General features: G+C 58.7%; 21 protein-coding genes. 15 read left to right on the top strand and 6 right to left on the bottom strand.

Going from position 1 to position 21,992, the window contains the following annotated elements; translation table 11 throughout:
* The first annotated feature begins 205 nt into the window (after positions 1–205).
* On the top strand, positions 206–1,117 hold the full coding sequence (locus tag WG622_RS18245) for a DUF2493 domain-containing protein (RefSeq protein WP_339404805.1): 912 nt from the start codon (positions 206–208) through the stop codon (positions 1,115–1,117).
* A gap of 8 nt (positions 1,118–1,125) precedes the next feature.
* Here the strand turns inward: WG622_RS18245 and WG622_RS18240 are convergent, their stop codons facing one another.
* Positions 1,126–1,419, bottom strand: coding sequence for a helix-turn-helix domain-containing protein (locus WG622_RS18240; RefSeq protein WP_339404804.1), 294 nt, complete (start codon positions 1,417–1,419; stop codon positions 1,126–1,128).
* A gap of 129 nt (positions 1,420–1,548) precedes the next feature.
* Between WG622_RS18240 and WG622_RS18235 the strand changes: the two genes are divergently transcribed.
* The 5 genes from WG622_RS18235 (at position 1,549) to repC (ending at position 7,697) form a co-directional block, all read left to right on the top strand.
* Complete coding sequence (locus tag WG622_RS18235) at positions 1,549–2,712, top strand: ATP-binding protein (RefSeq protein ID WP_339404803.1); 1,164 nt, start codon at positions 1,549–1,551, stop codon at positions 2,710–2,712.
* 555 nt (positions 2,713–3,267) lie between these two features.
* Positions 3,268–3,606 (top strand): DUF736 domain-containing protein, encoded by a 339-nt coding sequence (locus WG622_RS18230; RefSeq protein ID WP_045683953.1) that lies wholly within the window; start codon positions 3,268–3,270, stop codon positions 3,604–3,606.
* 209 nt (positions 3,607–3,815) lie between these two features.
* Entirely contained in the window at positions 3,816–5,171 is a 1,356-nt protein-coding gene (locus tag WG622_RS18225; protein ID WP_009804235.1) for a ParA family protein, read from the top strand.
* The gene (locus WG622_RS18220) at positions 5,168–6,190 is read left to right on the top strand and encodes a ParB N-terminal domain-containing protein (RefSeq protein ID WP_339404802.1); all 1,023 of its coding nucleotides are present in this window, start codon (positions 5,168–5,170) and stop codon (positions 6,188–6,190) included. Before WG622_RS18225 ends, WG622_RS18220 begins: the two co-directional genes overlap by 4 nt.
* A gap of 226 nt (positions 6,191–6,416) precedes the next feature.
* On the top strand, positions 6,417–7,697 hold the full coding sequence (gene repC, locus WG622_RS18215) for a plasmid replication protein RepC (RefSeq protein WP_339404801.1): 1,281 nt from the start codon (positions 6,417–6,419) through the stop codon (positions 7,695–7,697).
* A 12-nt stretch (positions 7,698–7,709) separates the two neighbouring features.
* Here repC and WG622_RS18210 read toward each other — a convergent pair whose 3' ends face one another.
* Entirely contained in the window at positions 7,710–8,807 is a 1,098-nt protein-coding gene (locus WG622_RS18210) for a tyrosine-type recombinase/integrase (RefSeq protein WP_339404800.1), read from the bottom strand.
* 156 nt (positions 8,808–8,963) lie between these two features.
* Here WG622_RS18210 and WG622_RS18205 point away from each other — a divergent pair, with 156 nt between their 5' ends.
* The 7 genes from WG622_RS18205 to WG622_RS18175 all read left to right on the top strand — a co-directional run bounded on the left by WG622_RS18205 (position 8,964) and on the right by WG622_RS18175 (position 16,394).
* The gene (locus WG622_RS18205) at positions 8,964–9,848 is read left to right on the top strand and encodes a DUF1403 family protein (protein WP_339404799.1); all 885 of its coding nucleotides are present in this window, start codon (positions 8,964–8,966) and stop codon (positions 9,846–9,848) included.
* 2 nt (positions 9,849–9,850) lie between these two features.
* Entirely contained in the window at positions 9,851–10,465 is a 615-nt protein-coding gene (gene scpB / locus WG622_RS18200) for an SMC-Scp complex subunit ScpB (protein ID WP_339404798.1), read from the top strand.
* 264 nt (positions 10,466–10,729) lie between these two features.
* Entirely contained in the window at positions 10,730–12,064 is a 1,335-nt protein-coding gene (locus WG622_RS18195; protein WP_339404797.1) for a DUF4365 domain-containing protein, read from the top strand.
* A complete protein-coding gene (locus WG622_RS18190; protein WP_339404796.1) occupies positions 12,061–13,536 on the top strand; it encodes an argonaute/piwi family protein in 1,476 nt (491 codons plus the stop codon). Before WG622_RS18195 ends, WG622_RS18190 begins: the two co-directional genes overlap by 4 nt.
* 244 nt (positions 13,537–13,780) lie before the next feature.
* Positions 13,781–14,380, top strand: coding sequence for a helix-turn-helix domain-containing protein (locus tag WG622_RS18185; RefSeq protein ID WP_339404795.1), 600 nt, complete (start codon positions 13,781–13,783; stop codon positions 14,378–14,380).
* Entirely contained in the window at positions 14,373–15,590 is a 1,218-nt protein-coding gene (locus WG622_RS18180; RefSeq protein ID WP_339404794.1) for a type II toxin-antitoxin system HipA family toxin, read from the top strand. The genes WG622_RS18185 and WG622_RS18180 overlap by 8 nt, the downstream gene beginning before the upstream one ends.
* A 12-nt stretch (positions 15,591–15,602) precedes the next feature.
* Positions 15,603–16,394, top strand: coding sequence for an AbiJ-NTD4 domain-containing protein (locus WG622_RS18175; RefSeq protein WP_303965088.1), 792 nt, complete (start codon positions 15,603–15,605; stop codon positions 16,392–16,394).
* A 221-nt stretch (positions 16,395–16,615) separates the two neighbouring features.
* Here WG622_RS18175 and WG622_RS18170 read toward each other — a convergent pair whose 3' ends face one another.
* From WG622_RS18170 to WG622_RS18160, 3 genes are all read right to left on the bottom strand, one after another.
* Positions 16,616–17,794 carry a reverse transcriptase family protein gene (locus WG622_RS18170; RefSeq protein ID WP_339404793.1) on the bottom strand — a complete coding sequence of 393 codons (1,179 nt, stop codon included), beginning with the start codon at positions 17,792–17,794 and terminating at the stop codon, positions 16,616–16,618.
* Between the two features lie 199 nt (positions 17,795–17,993).
* Positions 17,994–19,253 (bottom strand): phosphoribosyltransferase-like protein, encoded by a 1,260-nt coding sequence (locus WG622_RS18165; protein WP_339404792.1) that lies wholly within the window; start codon positions 19,251–19,253, stop codon positions 17,994–17,996.
* A 78-nt stretch (positions 19,254–19,331) separates the two neighbouring features.
* Positions 19,332–19,913 (bottom strand): plasmid pRiA4b ORF-3 family protein, encoded by a 582-nt coding sequence (locus WG622_RS18160; RefSeq protein ID WP_339404791.1) that lies wholly within the window; start codon positions 19,911–19,913, stop codon positions 19,332–19,334.
* A gap of 260 nt (positions 19,914–20,173) precedes the next feature.
* On the opposite strand from WG622_RS18160, the gene WG622_RS18155 reads away from it, so the two are divergent.
* Positions 20,174–20,359: a hypothetical protein gene (locus WG622_RS18155; RefSeq protein WP_339404790.1), complete on the top strand. Its 186-nt coding sequence runs from the start codon at positions 20,174–20,176 to the stop codon at positions 20,357–20,359.
* A 287-nt stretch (positions 20,360–20,646) separates the two neighbouring features.
* Positions 20,647–20,985 carry a DUF736 domain-containing protein gene (locus WG622_RS18150; protein WP_339404789.1) on the top strand — a complete coding sequence of 113 codons (339 nt, stop codon included), beginning with the start codon at positions 20,647–20,649 and terminating at the stop codon, positions 20,983–20,985.
* A 215-nt stretch (positions 20,986–21,200) separates the two neighbouring features.
* On the opposite strand, the gene WG622_RS18145 is transcribed toward WG622_RS18150, so the two are convergent.
* Positions 21,201–21,848, bottom strand: coding sequence for a hypothetical protein (locus WG622_RS18145; RefSeq protein ID WP_339404788.1), 648 nt, complete (start codon positions 21,846–21,848; stop codon positions 21,201–21,203).
* Between the last annotated feature and the right edge of the window lie 144 nt (positions 21,849–21,992).

Below are 21,992 nucleotides of genomic sequence, written 5' to 3'. Positions count from 1 at the left end.
GGGGCTGAGTGCCCCTCGCCCGGGCAGCAATGCGCCCCGCACCAGAAAATTCCCCTGAGCCTTCGACTCATTCCTCGCGGGAGCAATTTTCCGGCCCTGGGCGCATTCTCCGCTGCGCTCCGATCCTGACGGATGCGGCCCGGTCGCCGCCGGTCCTGATATCGCCCCATCCAAATCGGGTCAGATCAAACAGAGGAACCAGACAATGCCCCATCAGACAGACATCCCCGAGGAAACCGGCGTGACCTCCGCCATCCTCGACCACCTCGCACTTCACGGCGCAACGCCCGGGCCCGGCGAGACCGATCATCGCCCCCTGCCCCAGCCCGACGAGGTCGAGCTCGCCATGGCGACCCTCTTTGACACCACCATTGGCCTCCTCACGGGCAGCCAGCTGGAAGACAATCTCGAAGAGATGCTCTGGTCCCTGACCTCGATCTTCCATCGCCGGCTTGCCCACATCCAGAAGCTGCTCGATGACAACGAATTCGAGGTCCGGGAAAGTCTCGCCATCCAGGACGGCTCCGAGGTCGCCTCGGTCGAGCTCGAGCGCCTCCAGATGATCGGGCTCAAGCTCTGGGACCATCGTGACGCCTTCGAACAGATGCGCGATCTGGCCGTGGACCACTTCTCGGCCGCCACCGGTTCGCCTTGGCTGCCCCGCACCGGTTCACGCGTCTCGCATCGCGGCCTGACCTCCGCCGTGGTGGACAGCCGGGCCTATCTCTCGGCCAAGCGCCGCAAAGAGACCGAGGTGCACTGCCCCGAAGGCACGCGGATCGCTTTCTCGGGCGGGGATTATCACGCCTACGATCTGATCTGGTCCGTCCTCGATGCCACCCATGCGAAATATCCCGACATGGTGCTGCTGCACGGCGGTACGCCCAAAGGTGCCGAGATGATCGCGGCCCGCTGGGCAGATACCCGTGGGATCACCCAGGTGGTCTTCAAGCCCGACTGGAAGAGCCACGGCAAGGCTGCCCCCTTCAAGCGCAACGACAAGATGCTCGAAACCATGCCACAGGGTCTGATTGCCACGCCCGGTTCGGGCATCACCGAGAACATCGTCGACAAGGCCCGCAAGCTCGGAATCCGCATCAAGAGGATCGGGGCTTAGGCCCCGGTTCACGCCCCGCGCAAGAGGTCCTGTACGACGGAAGGCTTCTTGGCGATCAATGCCAGCAGAACCTGTGCTGGGCCTGTCGGGTGCCGGCGCCCGTGTTCCCAGTTCAGGAGCGTACCTTTCGCGACGCCAATGCTCTTCGCAAACTCGGCCTGGGACAGGCCCGTCCGTTGCCGGACTTCGGCGACATCGACCTCCGCCACGGAAACTTCATGCACCTTCGCGCCTTCCACATCGCCATCTGCGAAGGCCAGCGCCTCTTTCAGGCCCTTGGATACGGATTTGAATGCCCTCATTTTGCGTCGATGCTCCTTGGCCACGGCTGTTTTGCTGGGGTAGTAAGATACTTCGGCTTGAGCAACTAGCTATGGCCGTAGGTAAGATTAACCTTGCAAATCTTCCGTATCGTGGAGTAATTGCAAGGTATGTACAAACGCAAGACCCAACAATTCGTTCAGTCTTCCTTGGAGAGCCAAGCGGCTGTGGTCCTTCTCGGCCCCCGACAGGTCGGAAAGACAACACTTGCACTCGACATCGCATCAGAGCGCCCATCTGTCTATCTCGACCTTGAGCGTGAGGCGGACAGGCAAATCCTGACTGAACCAGATCTCTATCTGGACGAACAGGCGGGCAAACTCGTCATCCTCGACGAGGTGCAGCAGATGCCTGACCTCTTCAAAACTTTGCGCGGCCAGATCGATCAGCGTCGGCGGGCCGGGTTTCGGACGGGACAGTTCCTGCTATTGGGATCGGCTTCCAATATCCTCTTGCACCAAACGGCGGAATCCCTCGCCGGTCGTGTTCGATATGTTGAAATGCCCCCCTTGCAGCCTGACGAGGTGGGGGCGGATCAGTTAAACTTGCTCTGGCTGCGCGGCGGCTTTCCCGATAGCTTTCAGGCCGCGAGCGATCGGGCAAGTATGGACTGGCGTCTGGATTTCCTGCGCACCTATCTGGAACGAGACATCCCTGCCCTCGGACCTCGGATTCCGGCAGCGACCTTGCGGCGGTTCTGGACGATGCTTGCGCATGTCCAGGGCGGCCTTCTGAACGCCGCGGCCCTTGCCGAGGGGTTGGGCGTGTCGGGCCAGACCGTTGGGCGCTACCTCGATCTGCTCGTCGATCTCATGCTGGTGAGACGCCTGCAGCCTTGGCACGAGAATGTCGGCAAGCGTCTGGTGAAATCGCCAAAGGTGTATGTGAGAGACAGCGGGATCGTGCATGCGCTGTTGAGCATCGGCACGACAGAAGGCTTGCTCGGGCACCCGGTCGTTGGCGGCAGTTGGGAGGGGTTCTGTATCGAGGCGCTTCTTGCTGCCGCCCCTTTAGGCACCGAACCTTTCTTCTATCGCACTTCGGCCGGTGCTGAACTCGACTTGGTTTTGCGTTTGCCAAGCGGCGACATCTGGGCTGTTGAGATCAAACGAACGACTGCACCGAAGGTTTCGAGAGGATTTCACACAGGGGCCGAGGACATTGGAGCCAACCGAAAGCTCCTGGTCTATGCCGGTGAGCATGAGGTCCCCGTCGCGAAGGACATTCGAGCGTTACCACTGGCACATGCAATCGAGTTGTTGAGCGCGCTATGACCTCGTTTTGATCTCTGGCTCAGGACACTTCCATTGGTCTGAGGATAACAGCGACACGCGAAGCATCTCAGAGCCAGGTCTGGCCATGTGTCGGGCACCAGAGCGGATGAGTGTCTAGCAACTCGATGGTATCTGGACGCCTGCATCTCCGAATGCGGACGCAAACGCTCCTTTGATGCCACGGAAAGATGGGCGAACGCCCTGCCGTTGCCATCGATTTGTGATCTGACGGCTTTGGTCTTCGAAGAGTCTTGAAGTTTGGATGGGCGAGAAGACAATCCCTACTCCTTGCGGCATCTCTCTCGTCTGTTCACCCAGTTTCCTTCGCGGCCACCGCACTTCTCCCTTTGTCTGAGTTGCATGACATGCTGGTCGCAGCTGTCGTCCCGTCCACAAAGGTTGTCGCCGATCTTTTTCCCCTGCCCCGGCGGGCCATTCCTCGCGGAGCAAAAAGACCGGCGCCTGCCCCTCTCCGCTGCGCTTCGCCTTCGGTGTGGCCGGGCCTTGGCCAGCTGCAAGGTGACCATCATTGCAACGCAAACAAGGAGAAGAGCAATGACCACGAACTGCATCAAATTCACCAGCGCCGACATCGAAACCGCCAAGGGCGTCGGCTCCATCTCGACCCTGACCTTCGACCTCGACATCACGGTCGAACCCGTCGCGAGCACGAACCCGATGGCCCCCACGCACCGCGTCCTCGGTCGCTCCCCGCGCGGCAAGCTGGTCGAGTGCGGCGGCATCTGGAAGAAGCAGAACAAGGAGACCGGCGCCGACTACTACACGCTGACCATCCGCGATCACAGCTTCAACGCCAACCTCGGCAAGGCCGCGAACCAGGACGATCTGTCCCTGCAGGCCGTCATCCCCTGGGGTCCGAAAGACGCCGCGTGACGGCTAAGGCCGGTCGGTTCTCCACCGACCGGCCCATCAAGACTCCAATCTTGAACGCGTTCAAGATTGGAGTTTTAGGGGTGGTGGAGCTTCTAAATAAGCGCCTGAAACTCATAGGCGCGTGGTATCTTTATCTTTCCTCCAAAACCGTGCTACCATGGAAGCAGAATCGAGTCGAACTCGGACCCAACCGAAGTCAGGGCTTAGGAATGAGCGGTAGTCTAGAACAGTTTTTGACGGACCTGTCACGTGGGCTTGAGCGCACGATGGTGGCAGTGAACAAGGAACTCACCTTGCGTCAGCGCATCAAGCGCACGTGGTCAATGCGCCAGTGCGCAAGGTTTATGAACGTCAGTATTCAGTATCTAACCAAGTTCGCCAATTCGAGCGACGACTTTCCCGCGGGCGAATATGTTGGAAGAGAGCGTGTTTTCACGCTTTCCGAATTGATGCACATGCGGGCCCTTCTGGCGGCCTCGGCAAAGCGGCCCTACGACTACCTAGCCTGGCGCAAACCCGACGCCCCCTTACCCGTCATCTCGTTTGCCAGCCAGAAAGGGGGCACGGCTAAGAGCCTGAGCGCCGCGCATTTTGCGCAGTATCTCAGCTTGCATTACGGCATGCGCGTTGGTGTCATGGATGCAGACCCGCAAAGCACGATAACGCTCTACTTTGTCGGGGGTGAAGGTCTTCCCCAGATGCCCGACGAAAACACCGCCTCCATGGTGGACTTTGCCGGCCTCTTCCAGTCGGAAGATGCGCCATACACTGATCACGATGCGCAGACGCTCGACAGCTTCTTTCTAAAGACCTCCTGGCCGGGGCTGCGTCTGCTGCCGGCACATGGCGAAACGTCTGAGGGAGAGATCCAGATTGCGCGCCTTGTGCGAGAGGCCCCCGCCGGAAAGAGCTTCTATCGCTACCTGCGCGATGCCCTTGATCGCTGGAAAGCGGGCCACCCGCCAAAAACGCTGCCCAACGAATTGGTAGTCGAGGGCAAGGTCGATCAGCAGCGACTGAACGCTGCGCTGACCGAGACCCTCGATGTCATCATCATCGACTATCAGCCTGCGTTGACACTTTTCCAGCTGAATAACGTGATTGCGTCGACTTCGCTGGTCATCCCGCAAACCATGAAGGGGTTTGACATCGCAACGCTGTCGACCTTTGTGACCGGCCTGCTGGGGATGCTTCAGCATATTCTGGCCCATGAACGGATCGAAATAGGAACTGGTGCCAACATGCTGTTGCCGACGATCGTCCAACGATCCAATGCGCAGGATCTAAACCACATCGGAAACCTGCTGGAACACTGCCCCACGGAAATTCTGCCGGTGTTTTATCTGCGTTCCGACGCAATCTCGAATGCGTCAGACGTTTATCAATCCGTATACGAATATGAGCCGGACACGCCGGGAAAACGCAAGGGGATCAACCGGTTCATCACGAATGCCGATGCGGTTAACGACGCCATAGTATCGCGACTCTGGCCGGGCTTCGAACGCGGTTATGCCAATACATGGATGGACGAGTTCTATGAAGATGACGGCGAGGGTGAAGCATGAAACGCAGTATTCCAAGGTCGCTGGTCAGCAAGGCTACTAGTCCCGACACATCCAAGGAGCGCACGCCCGGTCCCGAAGGCCGGGCAGAAACGGGCGACGCTGTTTCTACTCCTTTCAAGGGGGCCGGCAGTGCTTGGAAATCAGGGGCGCTTGCGCAATCGCAAGCCGCTGTGGAGCGAAGCAGAGCTGAGCTTTGTTCGGATATCTTAAACGGCCGCCACGAAATAAGCCTGTCGCCAGGCCAGATATCAGATCCGATGGGGACAGACCGCCGTCAAGACTGGATGTCCCAGGAAGCATTCAGGTCTCTGGTAAACAGCATTGCCTCGAACGGGCAGGACACACCCATTCTGGTGTGGCCCGAGGATCCGGATTGGGAGCCGGATCCGTTGGAGCCGTCGAACGTCACTGGTGTTCCATTTGTCATGCTTACAGGACGCCGCCGACTGGCGGCCGCGTCGGAGTTGGGTTTACCTCTTCGTGCAATCCTCGCTTCGCCGGAAGCGCGAAACGCCGAGAACAGCAAGTTTGAGATGTTGTTTCTGCGGTTCCGCGAGAATGAGGAGCGCGAGAATCTTAGCCCATTTGAGCGTTTGGTTTCGATTGGTGAAATGTATGAAACGTTGGCTTCTGGGGCAGACAAGCTGACAGCTGTGGCCTTCGCAAAGAAAATTGGCGTGCATGAGAGCCTAGTCTCACGAGCGAGGTCTGTCTTCGCTGCGCAGGATCAAATCTTGAACGCGTTCAAGAATGTCTACGACATGAGCTTTCGTGATTTGCAGGGAGCCTTAGCGAGCTTGGAGAGGGTGAACAAACCCAAGCTCAAACCGAAGGCAAAGCCCAGAAAGCTCACGGTCAAACGCAAGGTGGGCAACCGAAATCTTTCGGCGACTTCAGTCGATGGAAACCTATCCATCAAGGTTGCAGGTGTGCCGATAGACCAAGAGCGTCTCGAGAAGCTCGGAGATTTAGTCGCCGACTACTTGAGCGCCGAAGGTTCGGGGAAGGAAACCGACTGACGACAATGTCAGCGACATATTCTCCAGAACGACGAGGCAAGGAGCAAAAAGGAACGACAATCGAAATAAAGGCAAAAGAAAAGCCCCCAAGCGGTGTGGCCTGAGAGCTGATCTTAATGGTTTGGTCGCCTTCAAGATAAGTCTCGCAGGATTCACTGTCAACGACGAACGCTCCTGAGCGAACGGCTTTCTTTTGCCTCCAACTAACCGGAGGTGAGAAACAGGCATGAAACATACAGGTTGGCGCAAGCCGACACCGGGTCTTGGGGTTGCTGAGCAACTTGCCCAAGCCGGTGAACGGGTAGCAATACCCAAAACACGGGCCTTCGTGGCACTCAAGCGCGTGGGGGCACATATCGGCCTGAAAGCCGGCGACATGATGCTCCTCGACACGCTCGGGGCCTTCACGCAGGCCCAGGATTGGGAGGAGGGGCAGCGTCCGATCGTCTGGGCGTCGAACGCTTATCTGATGGAGCAAACGGGCTTTTCCCTATCGGCCCTCAAGCGCCACGCGCGGCGTCTTGCTGAGATCGGCGTGATCTCCTTCCAAGACAGCCCCAATGGCAAGCGGTGGGGCCGCAGGGACGCTGAGGGGCGTATCGTCGAGGCCTATGGCTTCGATCTTTCACCGCTTTCCGCCCGTGTCGAGGAGTTCGAGGGACTTCATACCGAGTTGCAGGCCGAGCGCGAACTCTGCCAGCGCCTGAAGCGCCAGATCACTGTGGCGCGCCGGATGATCCGAGCCCGGATCGAGGCAGCTCTCAGCAGCGCTCTGCGTGGGCCCTGGAGGCAATTCACGGGGCTTTTCGAGGAGCTTCTCGACCGGCTACCGCACCGACACGAAGCCTCTGAACAGTTGGTGCGCTTGCTCACATGGTTCAAGGAACTCCAGGAACGGGTTGAGGCGGCCTATCTCAAAGCGACTGGCGCGGTGAAACCTGTGGAAAGCACCGGTAATAACGATACCCAAGTCATGGAGAAGACTCAAGAAATGAACCCCAGGGAGGTCATTTCTGAACCTCATATACTAATTACAAACCAACTTGATCCTGTAACTAGTAATTCCTCTGAAAAAGAGGAAGCGGCGGGTGTGGTGCCCAATGCGCCACCGGAAGAGCGGGTTGACAGGGAGCTGGAAGACTGGGTTGCCGAGGTGCGCAAGAAGCGCACAGCGCTCGATCTGCCGACAATCATGCAGGCTTGTCCCGAGTTCGCGTCCTGGGCGCGGAATTTGGGTGGATTCCTGAAGGATTGGGGCGATCTGCACCGGGTTGCCGGTCAACTCAGGCCGATGATCGGGATCTCTGAGCATGCCTGGAACGTGGCGCAGGACCGAATGGGCACCCAGGTGGCCACGGCCGCGTTTGCCCTCGTCTTCGAGAAGCACAGTGCGGGCGAGGTTGCCTCGCCGGGCGGCTATCTGCGGGGCATGGTCGAGAAAGCCGGGGCAGGGGAGCTGCATCTCGAGCGCAGCTTCTACGGCAGGCTCAGTGGGCAGGCGGCGTGATAGGGCAGGGGCTCAGAGACCGGCGGCTTTGGTCAGGTTTACCCGGAACCTGTCGCGGCGCCGCTGATAGCGGCGGGTCATCTCGGCCGAGGCGTGGCCAAGCTGCTTCTGGACGTAGCGCTCGTCGACTTCGGCGGAGCTGGCGAGACCGGCGCGCAACGAATGGCCGGAGAACAGCGCCAGGCGGTCTTTCTCAGGCAGGTCCGACCGGATGCCGGCGTCCAGAACCGTGCGCTTGATCAGGCGCGCGACATGCTTGTCGTTCAACCTGGTTTCAGATGCCCGCTTGCCATCGCGCGAGGTGCCGGTGAAAATTGGGCCGAAGTCGATCTTGGCGAAGTGCAGCCATTGCTCGAGCGCGTGCACCGGGCAAGTCTGATCCTTGGAGCCGCGGCCAATCTCGACCTCACGCCAGCCAGTCTTGGCATTGAGGGTGAGCAGGGCCCCTTTGTCGAAGATCTCGATCCAACCGCCCGAGTCCGGCGTGTCGTCCTTGTGCACATCAAGACTGACGATTTCCGAGCGGCGCAGACCACCTGCATAGCCGAGGAGCAAGATGGCCCGGTCTCGCAGACCGCGCAGGTCGAAAGGCAGGGTGGCGACCATCGCGAGGATGTCCTCGGCCAGGATCGCTTCCTTCTGCACTGGCGGTCGGGCGTGTTTGCGTTTGATCCCTGCAAACACCGTGGCGATGTGCCGGTTCTTGCGATCGAGGGCAAAGCCGCGCTGCACATAGTTCCAGGCGAGGCCCGACAGGCGGCGGTCGATGGTACTGACCGATAGGGCAGGGGAGGGGCCCGCTCCGGACGCCAGGTCCGCAAGGTAGAGCCCGATCATTTCGGGCGACGGGGGCAGAGGCTCCGCGCCCTTCATCCGGCACCAGCGCGCGAAATTTGCCCAGTCCTTCGCATAAGCTTTCAGTGTGTTTTCCGAAGCTGCGGCACGGGCATAGCCGCGGGCAGTGTCTACCAAGCGATCGAGGCTGCCTGAGCTCGCGACGTGGGCGGGTAGGGAGATACCGTCGCTTTTTTCTTGATCTCTCTCGTCGTCCTGAGCGATACTAAACGTACCAGCGTTTGATGATGTCGACTTCTCGTCCTCTGCGGCCATTTTTCAGTGAATCCAGCGATGAAATTGAACTGCTTCCCAGCATATCTTATCGTGTCCGATAATGCAAACTTATTGGACATAATAACGAACAGTAAGGCGGGGCGGTTTGTGCGCTATTGACTGGCGATAAGCGCCGCGCTGATGTAGGCTTTAGGCATGACATTTGCCCGACCGGATCACATCAGCGACCTCGACACCCTACCCCGGATGCCCGCTTGGGTCATCTCAGTTCGTCCTGAAACCCTTGAAGATGTTGCGTTTTTGTCGGGCGCAGCGCTGAACCACCTGCATCTTGTGTTGGGACGTGGAGAGGTGCCCCACGCCTTGTTGCGGGACAGGCTCGCGCTGCGCGCGGCGGAGGCGTGTGTCGCGTTTTCTGGGCGGCCGGAGCGGGAGGCGGAGCTGCGCGATGCCGTGCATTTGCTGCGCCCCGGCGATCTGCCAGGACCGGCCGGTGAAACTTATCTGGCCTGGAAGCGCGTGGCGGAGCGGCCGGTGTCGGTCAAGGCTCTGGGCCGAGCCTTGCCGAGCCTCGACCCCCGCCAGGTTGCCGCGTGTCTTGGTGCGGGGAGAGGCGCACCGGTGACCCGGGCCGCGATGGTGCTCGAGGCGGTGCTGATTGATGCGCCCCGTATGGAGACCAAGGCGTTGATCCTCGCGGATGCCGCCCTCGCCCAGGCGCTTGGCTGGGATCATCTCGTGCCGCTGCTGGCCGCAGGCCTGAAACGCGTCGATCTGCGCAAGCAAGGCGGCGACCTGCGTCTCGCCTGTCATCGCGCACTCATCTCGTCGGTGATCGAGGCCGTTCGGCAGGCCGCCGACCTCGCGCGTCGGGCGGCGCATTTGAAAGCGGTCGCACCCAAGCTGCGGGCCAAGGGAGCGGGCGAGGCGGTCGAGATGTTTCTAAGCCGCGATGCCGTGGCCCCTTCATCCCTGCCTTTGCCGGATCGCGCCGCCCGCCGGCTCTGCGACCGACTGGTCGACCTAAGCGCGGTGCGCGAGCTGACCGGGCGCGACACGTTCCGGCTCTACGGGGTGTAGCGATGGCAAAGGACAGATCGGAACCGGAGCTTGATCGCGCGTTGACGGACCTACCGCCGGAGCTGCGCTGGCGGGAATGGATGCGCCGGATCGAAGCAGTTCTCTTCGCCTCTGCCTCCCCTGTGCCGCGCGAAGATCTCGCCCGCGTGGTGGGGCAGGATGCCTCGGTCGATCTGCTGGTCGAGGACCTTGCCGCCGATCTGGAAGGGCGGGCTTTTGAAGTTGCGCCGGTCGCTGGCGGCTGGATATTCCGGACGCGGGCTATCTACGCCCCCGCGATCCGCGCAGCGGCGGATGTCAGCGATCAGTTGCTCGACCTGAGCGAGTTCGACACCGCCGTCCTGGCCGCCATCGCCTATCACCAGCCGATCACGCGCGACGGGTTGAAAGACATCTTCGGCAAGGAGATCAACCGTGACCTGATCGGTCGGCTGCATGCGCGCGGGCTGATCGGGACCGGGCCGCGGTCGCCCCGACGCGGGGCGCCGTATACCTTCGTCACCACCGAACAGTTCCTCGTTGCCTTCGGGTTGGAGAGCCTTCGCAATCTTCCCGATCGGGAGCAGCTGGTGGATGCGGGGGTTGTGGAGGAGCCGCTTCAAATCGGCGTCGGCTGACGAACTGGAATCCTTGGCACAGAGATCATCCCGACTTTGCTCTTGCGGATGCTACCTCGGGGCATCATCGTCGGCAGCAACGTCAGTCGTGGTGACATCTGGTCGGGAAAGCTTGATAGACGTGTTGACCGGTCAATCCGAGGGTCGCCTAGCCCGTTCACCTTCGATCATTCAATCCATCATGGCCTACATGTAGTACCCTAGGCCTTACGAAACGCTGATTGAAGTGCTATCTCTGTCATATGGAAGGTACGGGTTATTGGCGTGAACAAGAAGATTACTGCCAGTCAGCGAATTGGCGAAATCGGGGAGAAGGCGGCTAATCTTCAATTCTTGCGAATTGGGTTCCAATTCGATGGGCGTTCACGGCTGGAAGCAGGGATAGACGGCATCGCTGAGGTGATGGACGATGATCAGCCGACAGCGAAGATGATTGCCGTTCAGGTCAAGGCTACTGAGCGTGGCAGCTATGTGGGCGAGACGGACGCCGGTTTCACCTATCGTGTCCGCGCTTCAGATTTCGACTACTGGCGTGGCTCCAACCTACCCGTGATCCTAGTTCTCTACAGGCAATCAGATGACACGTTCTTCTGGAAGTCGCTCGAAAACCTCGTTGGCGAGGCCGAACGCACATTGCAGTTCGACAAGGAGCGTGACGTCTTGGACAGTCGCGCGAAGGACCGCCTCGCGGCCCTGACGGTCGCCAAGCAAGGACACGGTTACTACGTCCCGCCACTTGGAGGAGGGGAGGCCGCGATCATCAACATGGTGCCATTGCAGCTTCCTGAGGAAATCTACGTCGCACAGACTCAGCTCTCCACCCAGAAGGCGCTCGCCCGGATGAATAAGGTCCGGGAAGGCCAGCGGTACGATTGGATGATCGATGAAACGTCGCTTTGGACATTCTGCGATCCGCTAACCACACCCGTCCGTGACTTGGTCGAACGGGATCAGGTCGAAAGGATCGAAACCGACTTTCTGGCACAACACGACGCCGTGGATCAGCAATACAAATTTTCCGGGCTGTTGCGACATACTCTGGCGCATGACTTTCGGGATTTGCTCGGGTGGGACCGAAAGAAAAAGCAGTTCTACTTCTTACCAACACCTGGAGTCGTCGCGCGCAAGTTCCGCTATCTTGGCGCGAAGCAAAAGACACAGGCCGACGTTGTCAGCGTCTATCAGAAGTCAAAGGGGGAGGGGCCCATCGACTATGTACGGCACCATTCATTCCACCCCCGGTTCGAGCGCTTGGCGGATCAGTGGTATCTGATCGTCAATCCATCCTATTACTTCACTTCGGATGGAGAACGAGCGCTCAACTATCCGGATGCCTTGTTGTCCGGGAAGAAGCGCCTCGACACAAACAGTACAGTTCGAGGCCAGGTGATCATGTGGCATCGATTGCTGTCGGGTATGGAATTTGAAGATGCCGGCGAATTGCTGGTGCCCGACACCAAGACGGATCGCGTCATCAAGTTTGGCGACCCGCCTTCCATCGAACTGCCAAAAAGCGTACCCGAGGATGTGTGGGGCGCGAAGGCGCAGAGGTCGAGGAAGCCGTCCGGCTCGAATGACCAAGGCAGCTTCGACCTATGAGCGACTTCAAGACAAAGATCTTCCCGGAGCCGGAACTGGAGTTTGGCGACCAGCACCATCATCCTGATCCACGATTGGGGTTGCTACAGGCGGGTCCGCTGCAAACGAACCTCGGGGACACCATCAAAGTCGGCGTTGTTGGCAGCGCTCTGACCGTCGAAAAATCAGGCGAGTTTCTGAATGCGATCGAAGATGGGTTCGAGGGTAAGACCGAAAAGCACCCGAACCTGCACCCGGATTTCCCCGGGTTGAGAAACCAGAACCCCTATCGGTGCCGGTTTGAAATGGTGGCTGCCGAAGATGGAGTACTGACCAAAGGTCAGATCGAGAAGATTGCCAAGGAACCGAGCGATGCGCGTGCTGTGGAGATGGCCGTCGACGCAGTTATGGCGCAACTGGAAAAGCTGGAGGCGCATCATGAACGGCCGGACGTGGTCATGGTTTCTCTCCCTGTCAAGTTGATCGAACGGGTCTGCAGAAACGAGCGGGCGCGCGATGACGAAGTTATAGAGGACGAAGCGGCCGACGCGAAAGCTGGCAGAGAAACCTCTCCGAACTTCCGTGGCTTGCTCAAGGCCAGAGCGATGGACCTCAGATTCTCAATTCAGATTGTTTGGGAGGATGTCATCAACCCCGATGCCAAGATCCCTCGCAAAATCAAGGAGAACTCTGACCGCCAAACCCAAGACCGAGCTGACCTCGCATGGAACCTTATGACGACGCTCTACTATAAGGGCAGCGGCAAGGTGCCCTGGCGCAGATTGCCGGAAGAAGGCGAGTTCACCGCCTGTTACATTGGCATCAGCTTTTTCAAGGATGCCGAAACCGACGAAATATGGACCAGTGCTGCGCAAATGTTCGACGAGCGGGGCAGAGGGTTCATTCTTAGAGGCGGTCCTGCGCAGTCAGAGTCGCGGGGTCGCCACCCGTTCCTCACTATCGATGAGGCTCACAAGCTTACCGAGAGCGCCTTGGCCGCCTACAAGTCAGTTCATAGAACGATGCCGGCACGCGTGATCGTCATGAAGACGTCGCGCTTTCGCGAGGACGAGGCCGAGGGTGTTAGCAAGGCGCTCGACGAGGCAGGTGTGGAACTGCGCGATCTCGTTTGGATTCATGAGAGCTATTCAGTCAAGGTGCTGCGCGACGGCGACTTCCCTGTCCTCCGCGGCACCTTCGTTGAACTGGACGGCAATGGGCTGCTCTATACCAACGGCAGCATTCCCTACTATGGGACCTATCCTGGCCTCTATGTCCCGAACCCCCTGTTGCTCTGTCCACACCCGCAAAGCGAGAGCACGATCGAACAGATTGCGAAGGAAGTTTTCAGCCTCACGAAGGTGAACTGGAACTCGACCCAGATGAACCAACGCTTGCCGATTCCGATCCGAGCAGCCCGTAAGGTTGGTGACGTGTTGAAATACGTTCCCTCGGGGCAAAGGGTCAGCAGTGACTATCGGAAGTACATTTAGAAGCTGCACACGGAGCACGCCGTCGGCTCCATGGCTGCTGTTAAGAGCATCTGATTGTCGATCCTCGAAGCTCCCGAGTTTCCAGCGGATCTTTTTTCGGCAAGTGACTTCTCTGGCGTTTGATGCATAAAAGCATATCACGCGCATCTCTTGATGTAGAAATCTACATCAATCTTGAAGTCTGCTTCAGTGAGTGATATGTGTTTGCATATCATGGGTGGAAAACGAAGCAGCAAGATAGATCATGGGTTACGCAACAGAGCACATAGCAGAGTCGCTCAAAGTCGCGCGGGAGCGCAAGGGGCTCTCTCAGCGCGCGCTCAGTGCGAAGGCTGGGGTTCCACAGAGCCACATCTCCAAGATCGAGAACGGGGCGGTCGATCTGCGTCTGTCCAGCCTGGTCGAGCTTGCACGTGTACTTGATCTGGAATTGACTCTAGTCCCGCGCAAGAAGCTGCCTGCCGTTCGGGCGATCATTCGCGGTGATGATGATGGTCACCTTGACGTTCAGAGCGCGCGTAAGGCGACGAACCTATTGCAGCGCCTTGATGACCAGATAGCAGCGCTTCCCAGTGAAACGCTCTCTGAGATTGTCGTTCAGGAGTTGCAGCGCCGGGCGCGCGAATTGATGCACTTCAAGCTTTCAGCCGATGATCTTGTTCAGTTGCAAGAAGCGTCTGCTGCCATGCAGGAGTTTCTGAGCGATCCGCGCAACTTGGAAGCGGTCGAGCAGGCGCAGAGCCAGTTGCGCATGCTGCGCAACGCACTCGCCCATGGGGCGGGTGTATCTGCACCATCCTTACCGCGTCCGGCCTATCGTCTGGATGGTGACGATCATGGCTGATGTCAGTGTCCTTGAAGTCCTGCTCTACGGAGAGCCGATAGGTACGTTGACGCGGGTCAGCAGTGATACCTCGCTCTTTGCTTTCTCTGAAGGCTATGTCGCCGATGCGGGCAGGCCGGTTCTGAGCCTCGGTTTCAAGAATGAGCTTGGGGAACTGACCACTGATTTCGGTACGCAGAACATGCACCTGCTGCCCTTCTTCTCCAATCTTCTGCCCGAAGGTCACATGCGAGACTATCTCGCCGAGCGCGCGGGCGTGAAGCCCGTCCGTGAATTTTTCCTGCTCTGGGTTCTCGGCGAGGACCTTCCCGGTGCGGTCACTGTTCGGCCCGCCGATGGCGAGGCGTGGCCCCCCGACGCTGATGATGGTGAAGATCATCACGATGATCATCGAGATCAGGCGCTGAGGTTCTCGCTGGCAGGCGTTCAGTTGAAGTTCTCGGCTTTGGGAGACAAACAAGGCGGTCTTGCGATTCCGGCCAAGGGGGTCGGCGGCTCCTGGATCGTCAAGTTGCCAGCCCAAGGCTTCGATGCTGTCCCCGAGAATGAATTCTCGATAATGACGCTCGCGCGTCTCTGCGGCATGGATGTTCCGCCGATAAGGCTGATCGATGTTGCCGACATCGGCAACCTGCCCGAGGGCATGGATAAGGTCAGAGGTCAGGCGCTGGCGGTCGAAAGATTTGACCGTCTAAGTGATGGCAGCGCTGTTCACATTGAAGACTTCGCGCAGGTCTTTCGCGTTTATCCCAAGGACAAGTACGAGAAGGCAAGCCAGCGCAACATCGCACAGGTACTGGCCGCTGAATGCGGAGAGGCCGACATCGCCGAGTTTATCCGGCGGCTGACTTTCAATGTGCTGATCGGCAATGCCGACATGCACCTCAAGAACTGGTCGCTGATCTATCCGGATCGTAGGCAGGCAGCGCTCGCGCCGTGTTACGATTTTGTTTCGACCATTGCCTACATAGACGACGACAAGGCGGCGCTCACCTTTAGCCGCACCAAGAAGTTCTCCGGGTTCTCGCAGGACGAGCTGTCGCACCTGGCTGCAAACGCCGGTCTATCCGAGAAGCTGGTTCTGGGAACCGCACGCGAGACTGTCGCGCGCTTCCATGAGCACTGGCAGGCCGAAAAGGGAAACCTGCCGCTGACCGCGGATGCGATCAAGGCGATTGAAGCCCATTTGCACACAGTGCCGATAGCGTAGGGGATTGACAGAATGGCAGAGAGTTTTTCGAACCGGCACGGCTACCGCAGCGCAGCCGCGGAGATAACCGTTCACGAGGACGCGCCCGAAAACCTGCGCTATGCGATCCCGCTGATTGGGCAGGACATCGGCATGAGTCCGTCCGCCATGCGCCGGATCATCTGTCAGGTGTTGCTCGTTCCGCCTGACCGGAACAACTGGTCGGAGCACCCCAACATCTGGGAAGAGGTCGTCGGGCTTGTTGCCGACTGTCCCTGGTACAAGGTCTATGACATCGCCGAAGCGTTCCATGCGACACTCGCGCAAGGGTTCAACGACAATGCAAGAAGGTTTGATGACCGGCTGAACCAGTTTTTTGTCGAAAATGGCATCGGCTGGCATATGAACGACGGCCAGATTGTCTATCGCGGCTCCGAAGCATTTACCGGCGCGACACAAGAGGCCGTCGAAATCCTGGAACAAACCGGGCGCAGTGCCGCCGCACGCGAGATCCATGAAGCACTGCGTGATATTTCACGGCGGCCGGAGCCGGATGTGACTGGGGCAATCCAGCATGCCTGCGCCGCGATGGAAGCGACCGCGCGGGATCTGGCCGGTGATCCCAAAGCAACATTCGGTCAGCTAGTAAAGCGATTGGACCTTCCAAAACCTCTTGATACCGCAGCCGAGAAACTGTGGGGCTATGCGTCCAACAATGCTCGTCACGGGCTGGAAGGACAGCAGGTTAATACGCCAGAGGCCGAGCTGGTCGTCAGTGTAGCCTGTGCGATCTGCACTTATTTGGCCAAACGCGCGGTGACATAGCCGGCCCGAAGAGTTTGATGAAGTGACTAGGATTTCAGAGATACTGGAGCAACGTAGAAAGCCGACACTTAATTCATAGGAAACAGGATAAACGAGTTCAAAATCAGTGCGATCTCAAGCTGGAAGGACTTTCTAGGTTCTCCAGCGGTGATTTGAGCCCAGAAGCTCCTCCAAATTGATGAGAATCCGCAGGTAGAAGATGCCCATCGAACGGATTAAATTTACCTCCTTGTCTGCGACCAATCTGACGAGTCTAAAATCGCCCGACATTTCGCCGCATAGATTGGATCGATCTGACCGGCGAACGCGATCAGGCCCAAGAGATGTTGACGTAGGCCTTCAACGGAGGCGAATCCGCGCCGCGCTGCATGTTGGACCGGCCCCTGATCGGGAGCGCTTATGTGATACAGGTGCTTTCGAAGCCGCGAGCGGAAATCGCGTGTCAGCTTCGGCGTGTCTCCGTCCACCAAAAGGCCGAGCACGACTTTCCGTGCTCCCGGAGGAACAATCGTCGTCTTGGATTGGTTCGGCGCCAGTCCTCGAGCAGCCAGGGTCTCATACACTCGCCCTACCAGATCATGTGCGCGGGATCTTCCAAACGACTTTCGTGTCGTTGAAAAGGTGAGATCGTCTGCATAGCGCGAGTATCGGACGCCGTAGGTCTTCGCGATAGCAGTCAGTCTTTCATCTAGGTCGCGCACTGCGAGATTGGCCAACATTGGACTGGTTGGTGCGCCTTGCGGCAAAACGCCAAGCAGGTCTCTTGGATAAAGCGATGTCAAGGACGAGTGCCGAAATTTGGGAGTGCGTCGCTGGGGCAAGACAGCTGTATCGTTGCGATGTTTGTCGCGGAGACGGGTGCACAAGCGCGCAAGCTCAAACGCGACGAGCGGCTGGTAGCCCCGCTCCAAAAACACCCGATGCGCGTCGATTTCGGTCACCGATTCGAAAAAGTTCCGCAGATCTATCTTGACCATCCAAACTGCGCGACAGTGGCGCGCCGCGGCCTGGGCCAACCGAGACCCAGGTGCAAAAGCCGTGCTCGCCGAATGGCATGGTGCATGACGCAGGACTTCGGACGCGATCCAGGTTTGGACTCTCAGCAAGGACGGCTCCGGCACGGCGATTGTCCGATAACGCGGAGGTTGGCCCGCGATCGGGCGTTTGCGGATCGAGAACTCCCGATAAGGGTCCGCATCCTGCCTTGAGACATATGCTTTCAAAATGCCGACATCGACGCCCGCCAAATGCCCCAGATGACCAAGGGTCAGGATCGGCGGGCCTGGATTTGCCTGCCGCAATGTGTGTTCAGCTGTCGCAACTGCATTTTTGAGGATGGTTTCATCCACACCCGCCGCAAGGCCCTCGGCGAAGTAGCGTTGAGAGCTCCACGTTCGCATCTACTATCCACCCTTCAGGGTGAGCTTGATCGGATCGCAAGTCAGCCTACCGCTGCGGCGACCGCAAGGTCGTGCGGTTCGATCAAGTTGAGCATCAAGCGAAAGCTTGACCGTGAGCTCATCGCAATCGACGGCCCAGGCATCACCTCCTGCGGGCAGGACGTGACACCAACGGTGCCGGTCGTTACCCCGGCAACCACTAGACATCGCGTGGCGCTCTCAACTCATTCGGAAAGTACATCGTGTCGTCGCCTTGGGGAAGTGGGCTCTTGCGGTCCTGGCGGATCAGTCGTGACGCAACCATCCGCCCTCGTTCGGTCAATTGATGAGACGCGTTTATCCAACCCCAACCTTTCAAGCGGTCAAGGATTTCGCACACATCATCGATGTTCATGCCGAGACGACCCGATATCGCTTCGGAATGACGGGGGGATCGGCGCAGTGCAGACAGGATGATCGTTTCCAAGCTCGTCGGGCGCAGAATTGCCCCGGTGTCCGACGCCTTGGCAGACGCTTCGATACGCGCTCTTTCTTTCTCCGGAGTGTGCGTTTCTTGGTAGGGGGAACCAGCTGTACTGGATGCTCGCTCCGGTACCAACGCCGACCATCTTCGTGCATCCTTCCAGAACATCGAAGGTGCATTGTTCGGCATGCCGTGATCAAACGCCAAAAGCGCCCCCACTTCGCCATAGCCCAGGGGTTTGGACCCCGGTGGCGCATAGCGACGACACAGCTCTTCCATCCGCCTGACTTTTCCTCGGGGAAAGACCGTTTGAATTGTTGGGCATCGTGTCACCAAGCTGACGGTGGGCGATGAGGCGTGATCCTTTACGCGTTGGACCCCAGCTTCTGTCCCTGCGTAGGCCACCACTTCGAAACAAAGGCCGGAATGACTGCGCCTCGACCACCAGCTGCGCACTGTCCGCAGCCTCCATGCGGCATTGAGATAGTTGATGACGCGATCTCCGCTTCCGATGAAGTCCGTTACCAGAACGAACCGGCGCGCGCGCTTCTCGCGAATGATGTCGGCCCCAGGGTTGAGAAGGATCGACTTTCGATGGCGCTTGTGCAACTGGGTCAGGACGTTGGCGACAACCCCTTCACTGCCTATTTCTTCGGCGACCTGTCGCTGACGAGGCACCAGCGGCGGTCCGACGCGGCCATATGCGCGCACAGTCTTTTTCCCTTTTTGCATTTTACTCGCGCGGGACGTCTCGGGAAACAAACGGTTGGGTTGCCCTTTCCATTTCTTACGCTCTGTTTCGTTGTAAAGCGCCACGGGGTTGGGACCGATCCTCAGGCGGTCTTCAAGGACCCGCGTCAAATCGCGGCGAAAAGCATCACCCGGGACAAGCCGGATGAGTGACGCGAGGATTGCAGCATCCGCCCGGTCCGCTTCTTCGAATTGATCCACCCATGCTTTCACCAACGGCTGCATGATGGTCGAGCTTGTAGTCACGTCGGTACCTCGATCTCAGTTCTTCAAAATGGTTGCGAGGTTCGCCATATGGATCGCGCGCCAAGCCAGCTTCAGGAGTCACTTTAGACCGCGACACTCTTTCGCCCAAACGAACATCGCACCGACGGCAGCATTGGCTTGCTGCACGCTGAACACTTCCGGTTCGAACGCGCCGGCCCATTGCTTTGTACCACGATGTTCCGGGTGGTGTTTGTCGGTCAACGCGTCGAGAAACTCTTCGTAAGAGTAGGGCCCTCCACAGTCCTCTGGCGGGCAGGCTCGCTCTCCGGCAACACACGCGGGAAAGTCCAGATCTGGTCTTCCGGTTGGTTTGCTAATCTTTTCAACGGTGACGAGATGCCGCCACCCATCTCCGAAATCATAAGTGTATGTGAACTGACTGCCTTTCTTGACGAGCTTTCCAAGAGTAAACCTCTTCTCGTCCTTCCGGCCATCGTTTGGATCCCAGCTATCGTCACTTTCGTCGCGGGCCTCGAACCTGTCTTCGCCAATCTCGAACTCATGCAAATGATAGTCTTGCCAAGGCATAGCGCCCTGGAGAACGGAATGCAGGATGTCCAAGCTGATGTCATTCGGAACGAAGATCCGGCGCCAGATGGGTGGCTTGATGCCAATAAGTTCAATTTTCAGCTCAATCAAAATGTGTTCCGCCTGTCTCAATGTCCCTGCCGTTGAAGTAATTTTTGATTTTTAAGTTGAAGCATTCAAGGGGAACATTGGCCCCTCCTGCCCGTTGGTCAGGACCGCGCCCTCCCCGAGCTGAAACGCTGCCTCTCCCTGCGACGTACCGCTGGCCGTGCCGTCTCTTCCAGAGCCAGCCCGACCAGCCGTCGCATGGTCGTGGCAACGCTTCATCTCGGCCATTCGGTAACGGTCGCTGGGGCGGGCGGGTCGCCTCAATGGTTTCGTCCACCGCGCCTCAGCCGGTGTTGGGCCTCGCTTTGCCGGACACGCTGTTCCGCCATCATTGGCCGCAGCTGCCAGATGGCACCGCACTCAACCAGTTCGCCATGGATGCGCGAGGTCGCGCCACGTTGGGCAAGGCTCGGCAACGCGCGAACCCGTCCGGCTGCGGCTCGGGGTGAGAGGGCAGAAAAGACACCACCCCCGGCAGTTCCATCGGCTGTTCACCTGGGTTTCCTTCGCGGCCACCGCACTTCTCCCTTTGTCTGAGTTGCATGACATGCTGGTCGCAGCTGTCGTCCCGCCCACAAGGGTTGTCACCGATCTTTTTCCCCTGACCCTGCGGGCCATTCCTCGCGAGGCAAAAAGACCGGCACCTGCCCTCTCCGCTGCGCTCCGCCTTCGGTGTGGCCGGGCCTTGGCCAGCTGCAAGGTGACCATCATTGCAACGCAAACAAGGAGAAGAGCAATGACCACGAACTGCATCAAATTCACCAGCGCCGACATCGAAACCGCCAAGGGCGTCGGCTCCATCTCGACCCTGACCTTCGACCTCGACATCACGGTCGAACCCGTCGAAAGCGCGAACCCGATGGCCCCCACGCACCGCGTCCTCGGTCGCTCCCCGCGCGGCAAACTGGTTGAGTGCGGCGGCATCTGGAAGAAGCAGAACAAGGAGACCGGCGCCGACTACTACACGCTGACCATCCGCGACCACGGCTTCAACGCCAACCTCGGCAAGGCCGCGAACCAGGACGATCTGTCCCTGCAGGCGATCATCCCTTGGGGCCCGAAAGACGCCGCCTAAGCCAACGGCCAGACCGCTCCGGCGGTCTGGCTTTTCCTCGCGTCGAGGCGATAGGAAGGTCTCGACCTAAATCCGGTCATCCCCAAATGGGCCGCAGTCCCCGGCCTGATGTGATGGTCCCAACAGCTTCGCTATTTGAGACCAGAGACACCGTTCCAAGAGTGCCGGAGAATTCTCGCGGACACTGAACGCCTTCGTTGGCGACGCAGATGACGTCACATGGGTCGCAAGCTGATCTTGGGCAGTGTTGGATCATCGGCATCGGAACGTCGCCAATAGTCTTGGCAAAGCTCGACGCCGGCAGAAGTCAGCTCGAAGCGATTTGCGCAGTTTGGGTCTTCTGCAAGCAATCCGAGGTCGATCAATGGACGCGCGGATCCGTCTGCGATGGAACGATCCCCAGGCACGCCTTCGCCCGTTTCGAAGCTCCATCGGTACTTTCCATCTTTGAGAAAACGATGGATCGCCCTCGGTGGAATTGTCGTGGTTCCAAGTCGCCTGCTGAAACCGAAGGACAATGAAGCAAGCGTCTCGCGTGGACGAGGCGGCACCTGTTCCCAAGTCAAACCGGATTTGATTGGCTCTGGAGCGATCCCTGCTCCCGCAGCCACTCCGTCGAGAAACGCTTGCTTCAATGCTCGCTCAATCTCACCAATCGTGTTTTGCGAGTAGCCGTACTTCTTAGCGGCACGATCTTTGCCGATGATCTCGCGCGCGACTTCTTTGAACTCAGCGCGTCTCTGCGGGTCGATTGATTTTTGTCTGGCCATGACACAGACCTTGGCACCTGCACTGAGATCTTTCCAGATGATGAGACGCTCCATTGCGCTCCGGACCGCCAATTCAGAAGTGTGGTCTTCCACATGACGCCCACCTCTGGTGTCACTGTACCCTCATTAATCAGAATTGCCTTTAAAATTATCGTTTGTTTTCAGCGGCACGATGTACCCTTAATTTTCATATTGTACCGTTAATTGCCATACTGTACCCTTTATTAGCATACGGTC

Source organism: Cognatishimia coralii, from assembly GCF_037478305.1.
Lineage (GTDB): Bacteria > Pseudomonadota > Alphaproteobacteria > Rhodobacterales > Rhodobacteraceae > Cognatishimia > Cognatishimia coralii.
This window is presented reverse-complemented; position numbering and strand designations above follow the sequence as displayed.

Bases quoted from the DNA above. Each gene is read 5' to 3' on its own strand.
- WG622_RS18245 (WP_339404805.1), top strand. From the start codon at position 206: ATGCCCCATCAGACAGACATCCCCGAGGAAACCGGCGTGACCTCCGCC.
- WG622_RS18240 (WP_339404804.1), bottom strand. From the start codon at position 1,419: ATGAGGGCATTCAAATCCGTATCCAAGGGCCTGAAAGAGGCGCTGGCC.
- WG622_RS18235 (WP_339404803.1), top strand. From the start codon at position 1,549: ATGTACAAACGCAAGACCCAACAATTCGTTCAGTCTTCCTTGGAGAGC.
- WG622_RS18230 (WP_045683953.1), top strand. From the start codon at position 3,268: ATGACCACGAACTGCATCAAATTCACCAGCGCCGACATCGAAACCGCC.
- WG622_RS18225 (WP_009804235.1), top strand. From the start codon at position 3,816: ATGAGCGGTAGTCTAGAACAGTTTTTGACGGACCTGTCACGTGGGCTT.
- WG622_RS18220 (WP_339404802.1), top strand. From the start codon at position 5,168: ATGAAACGCAGTATTCCAAGGTCGCTGGTCAGCAAGGCTACTAGTCCC.
- repC (WP_339404801.1), top strand. From the start codon at position 6,417: ATGAAACATACAGGTTGGCGCAAGCCGACACCGGGTCTTGGGGTTGCT.
- WG622_RS18210 (WP_339404800.1), bottom strand. From the start codon at position 8,807: ATGGCCGCAGAGGACGAGAAGTCGACATCATCAAACGCTGGTACGTTT.
- WG622_RS18205 (WP_339404799.1), top strand. From the start codon at position 8,964: ATGACATTTGCCCGACCGGATCACATCAGCGACCTCGACACCCTACCC.
- scpB (WP_339404798.1), top strand. From the start codon at position 9,851: ATGGCAAAGGACAGATCGGAACCGGAGCTTGATCGCGCGTTGACGGAC.
- WG622_RS18190 (WP_339404796.1), top strand. From the start codon at position 12,061: ATGAGCGACTTCAAGACAAAGATCTTCCCGGAGCCGGAACTGGAGTTT.
- WG622_RS18185 (WP_339404795.1), top strand. From the start codon at position 13,781: ATGGGTTACGCAACAGAGCACATAGCAGAGTCGCTCAAAGTCGCGCGG.
- WG622_RS18180 (WP_339404794.1), top strand. From the start codon at position 14,373: ATGGCTGATGTCAGTGTCCTTGAAGTCCTGCTCTACGGAGAGCCGATA.
- WG622_RS18175 (WP_303965088.1), top strand. From the start codon at position 15,603: ATGGCAGAGAGTTTTTCGAACCGGCACGGCTACCGCAGCGCAGCCGCG.
- WG622_RS18170 (WP_339404793.1), bottom strand. From the start codon at position 17,794: ATGCGAACGTGGAGCTCTCAACGCTACTTCGCCGAGGGCCTTGCGGCG.
- WG622_RS18155 (WP_339404790.1), top strand. From the start codon at position 20,174: ATGGTTTCGTCCACCGCGCCTCAGCCGGTGTTGGGCCTCGCTTTGCCG.
- WG622_RS18150 (WP_339404789.1), top strand. From the start codon at position 20,647: ATGACCACGAACTGCATCAAATTCACCAGCGCCGACATCGAAACCGCC.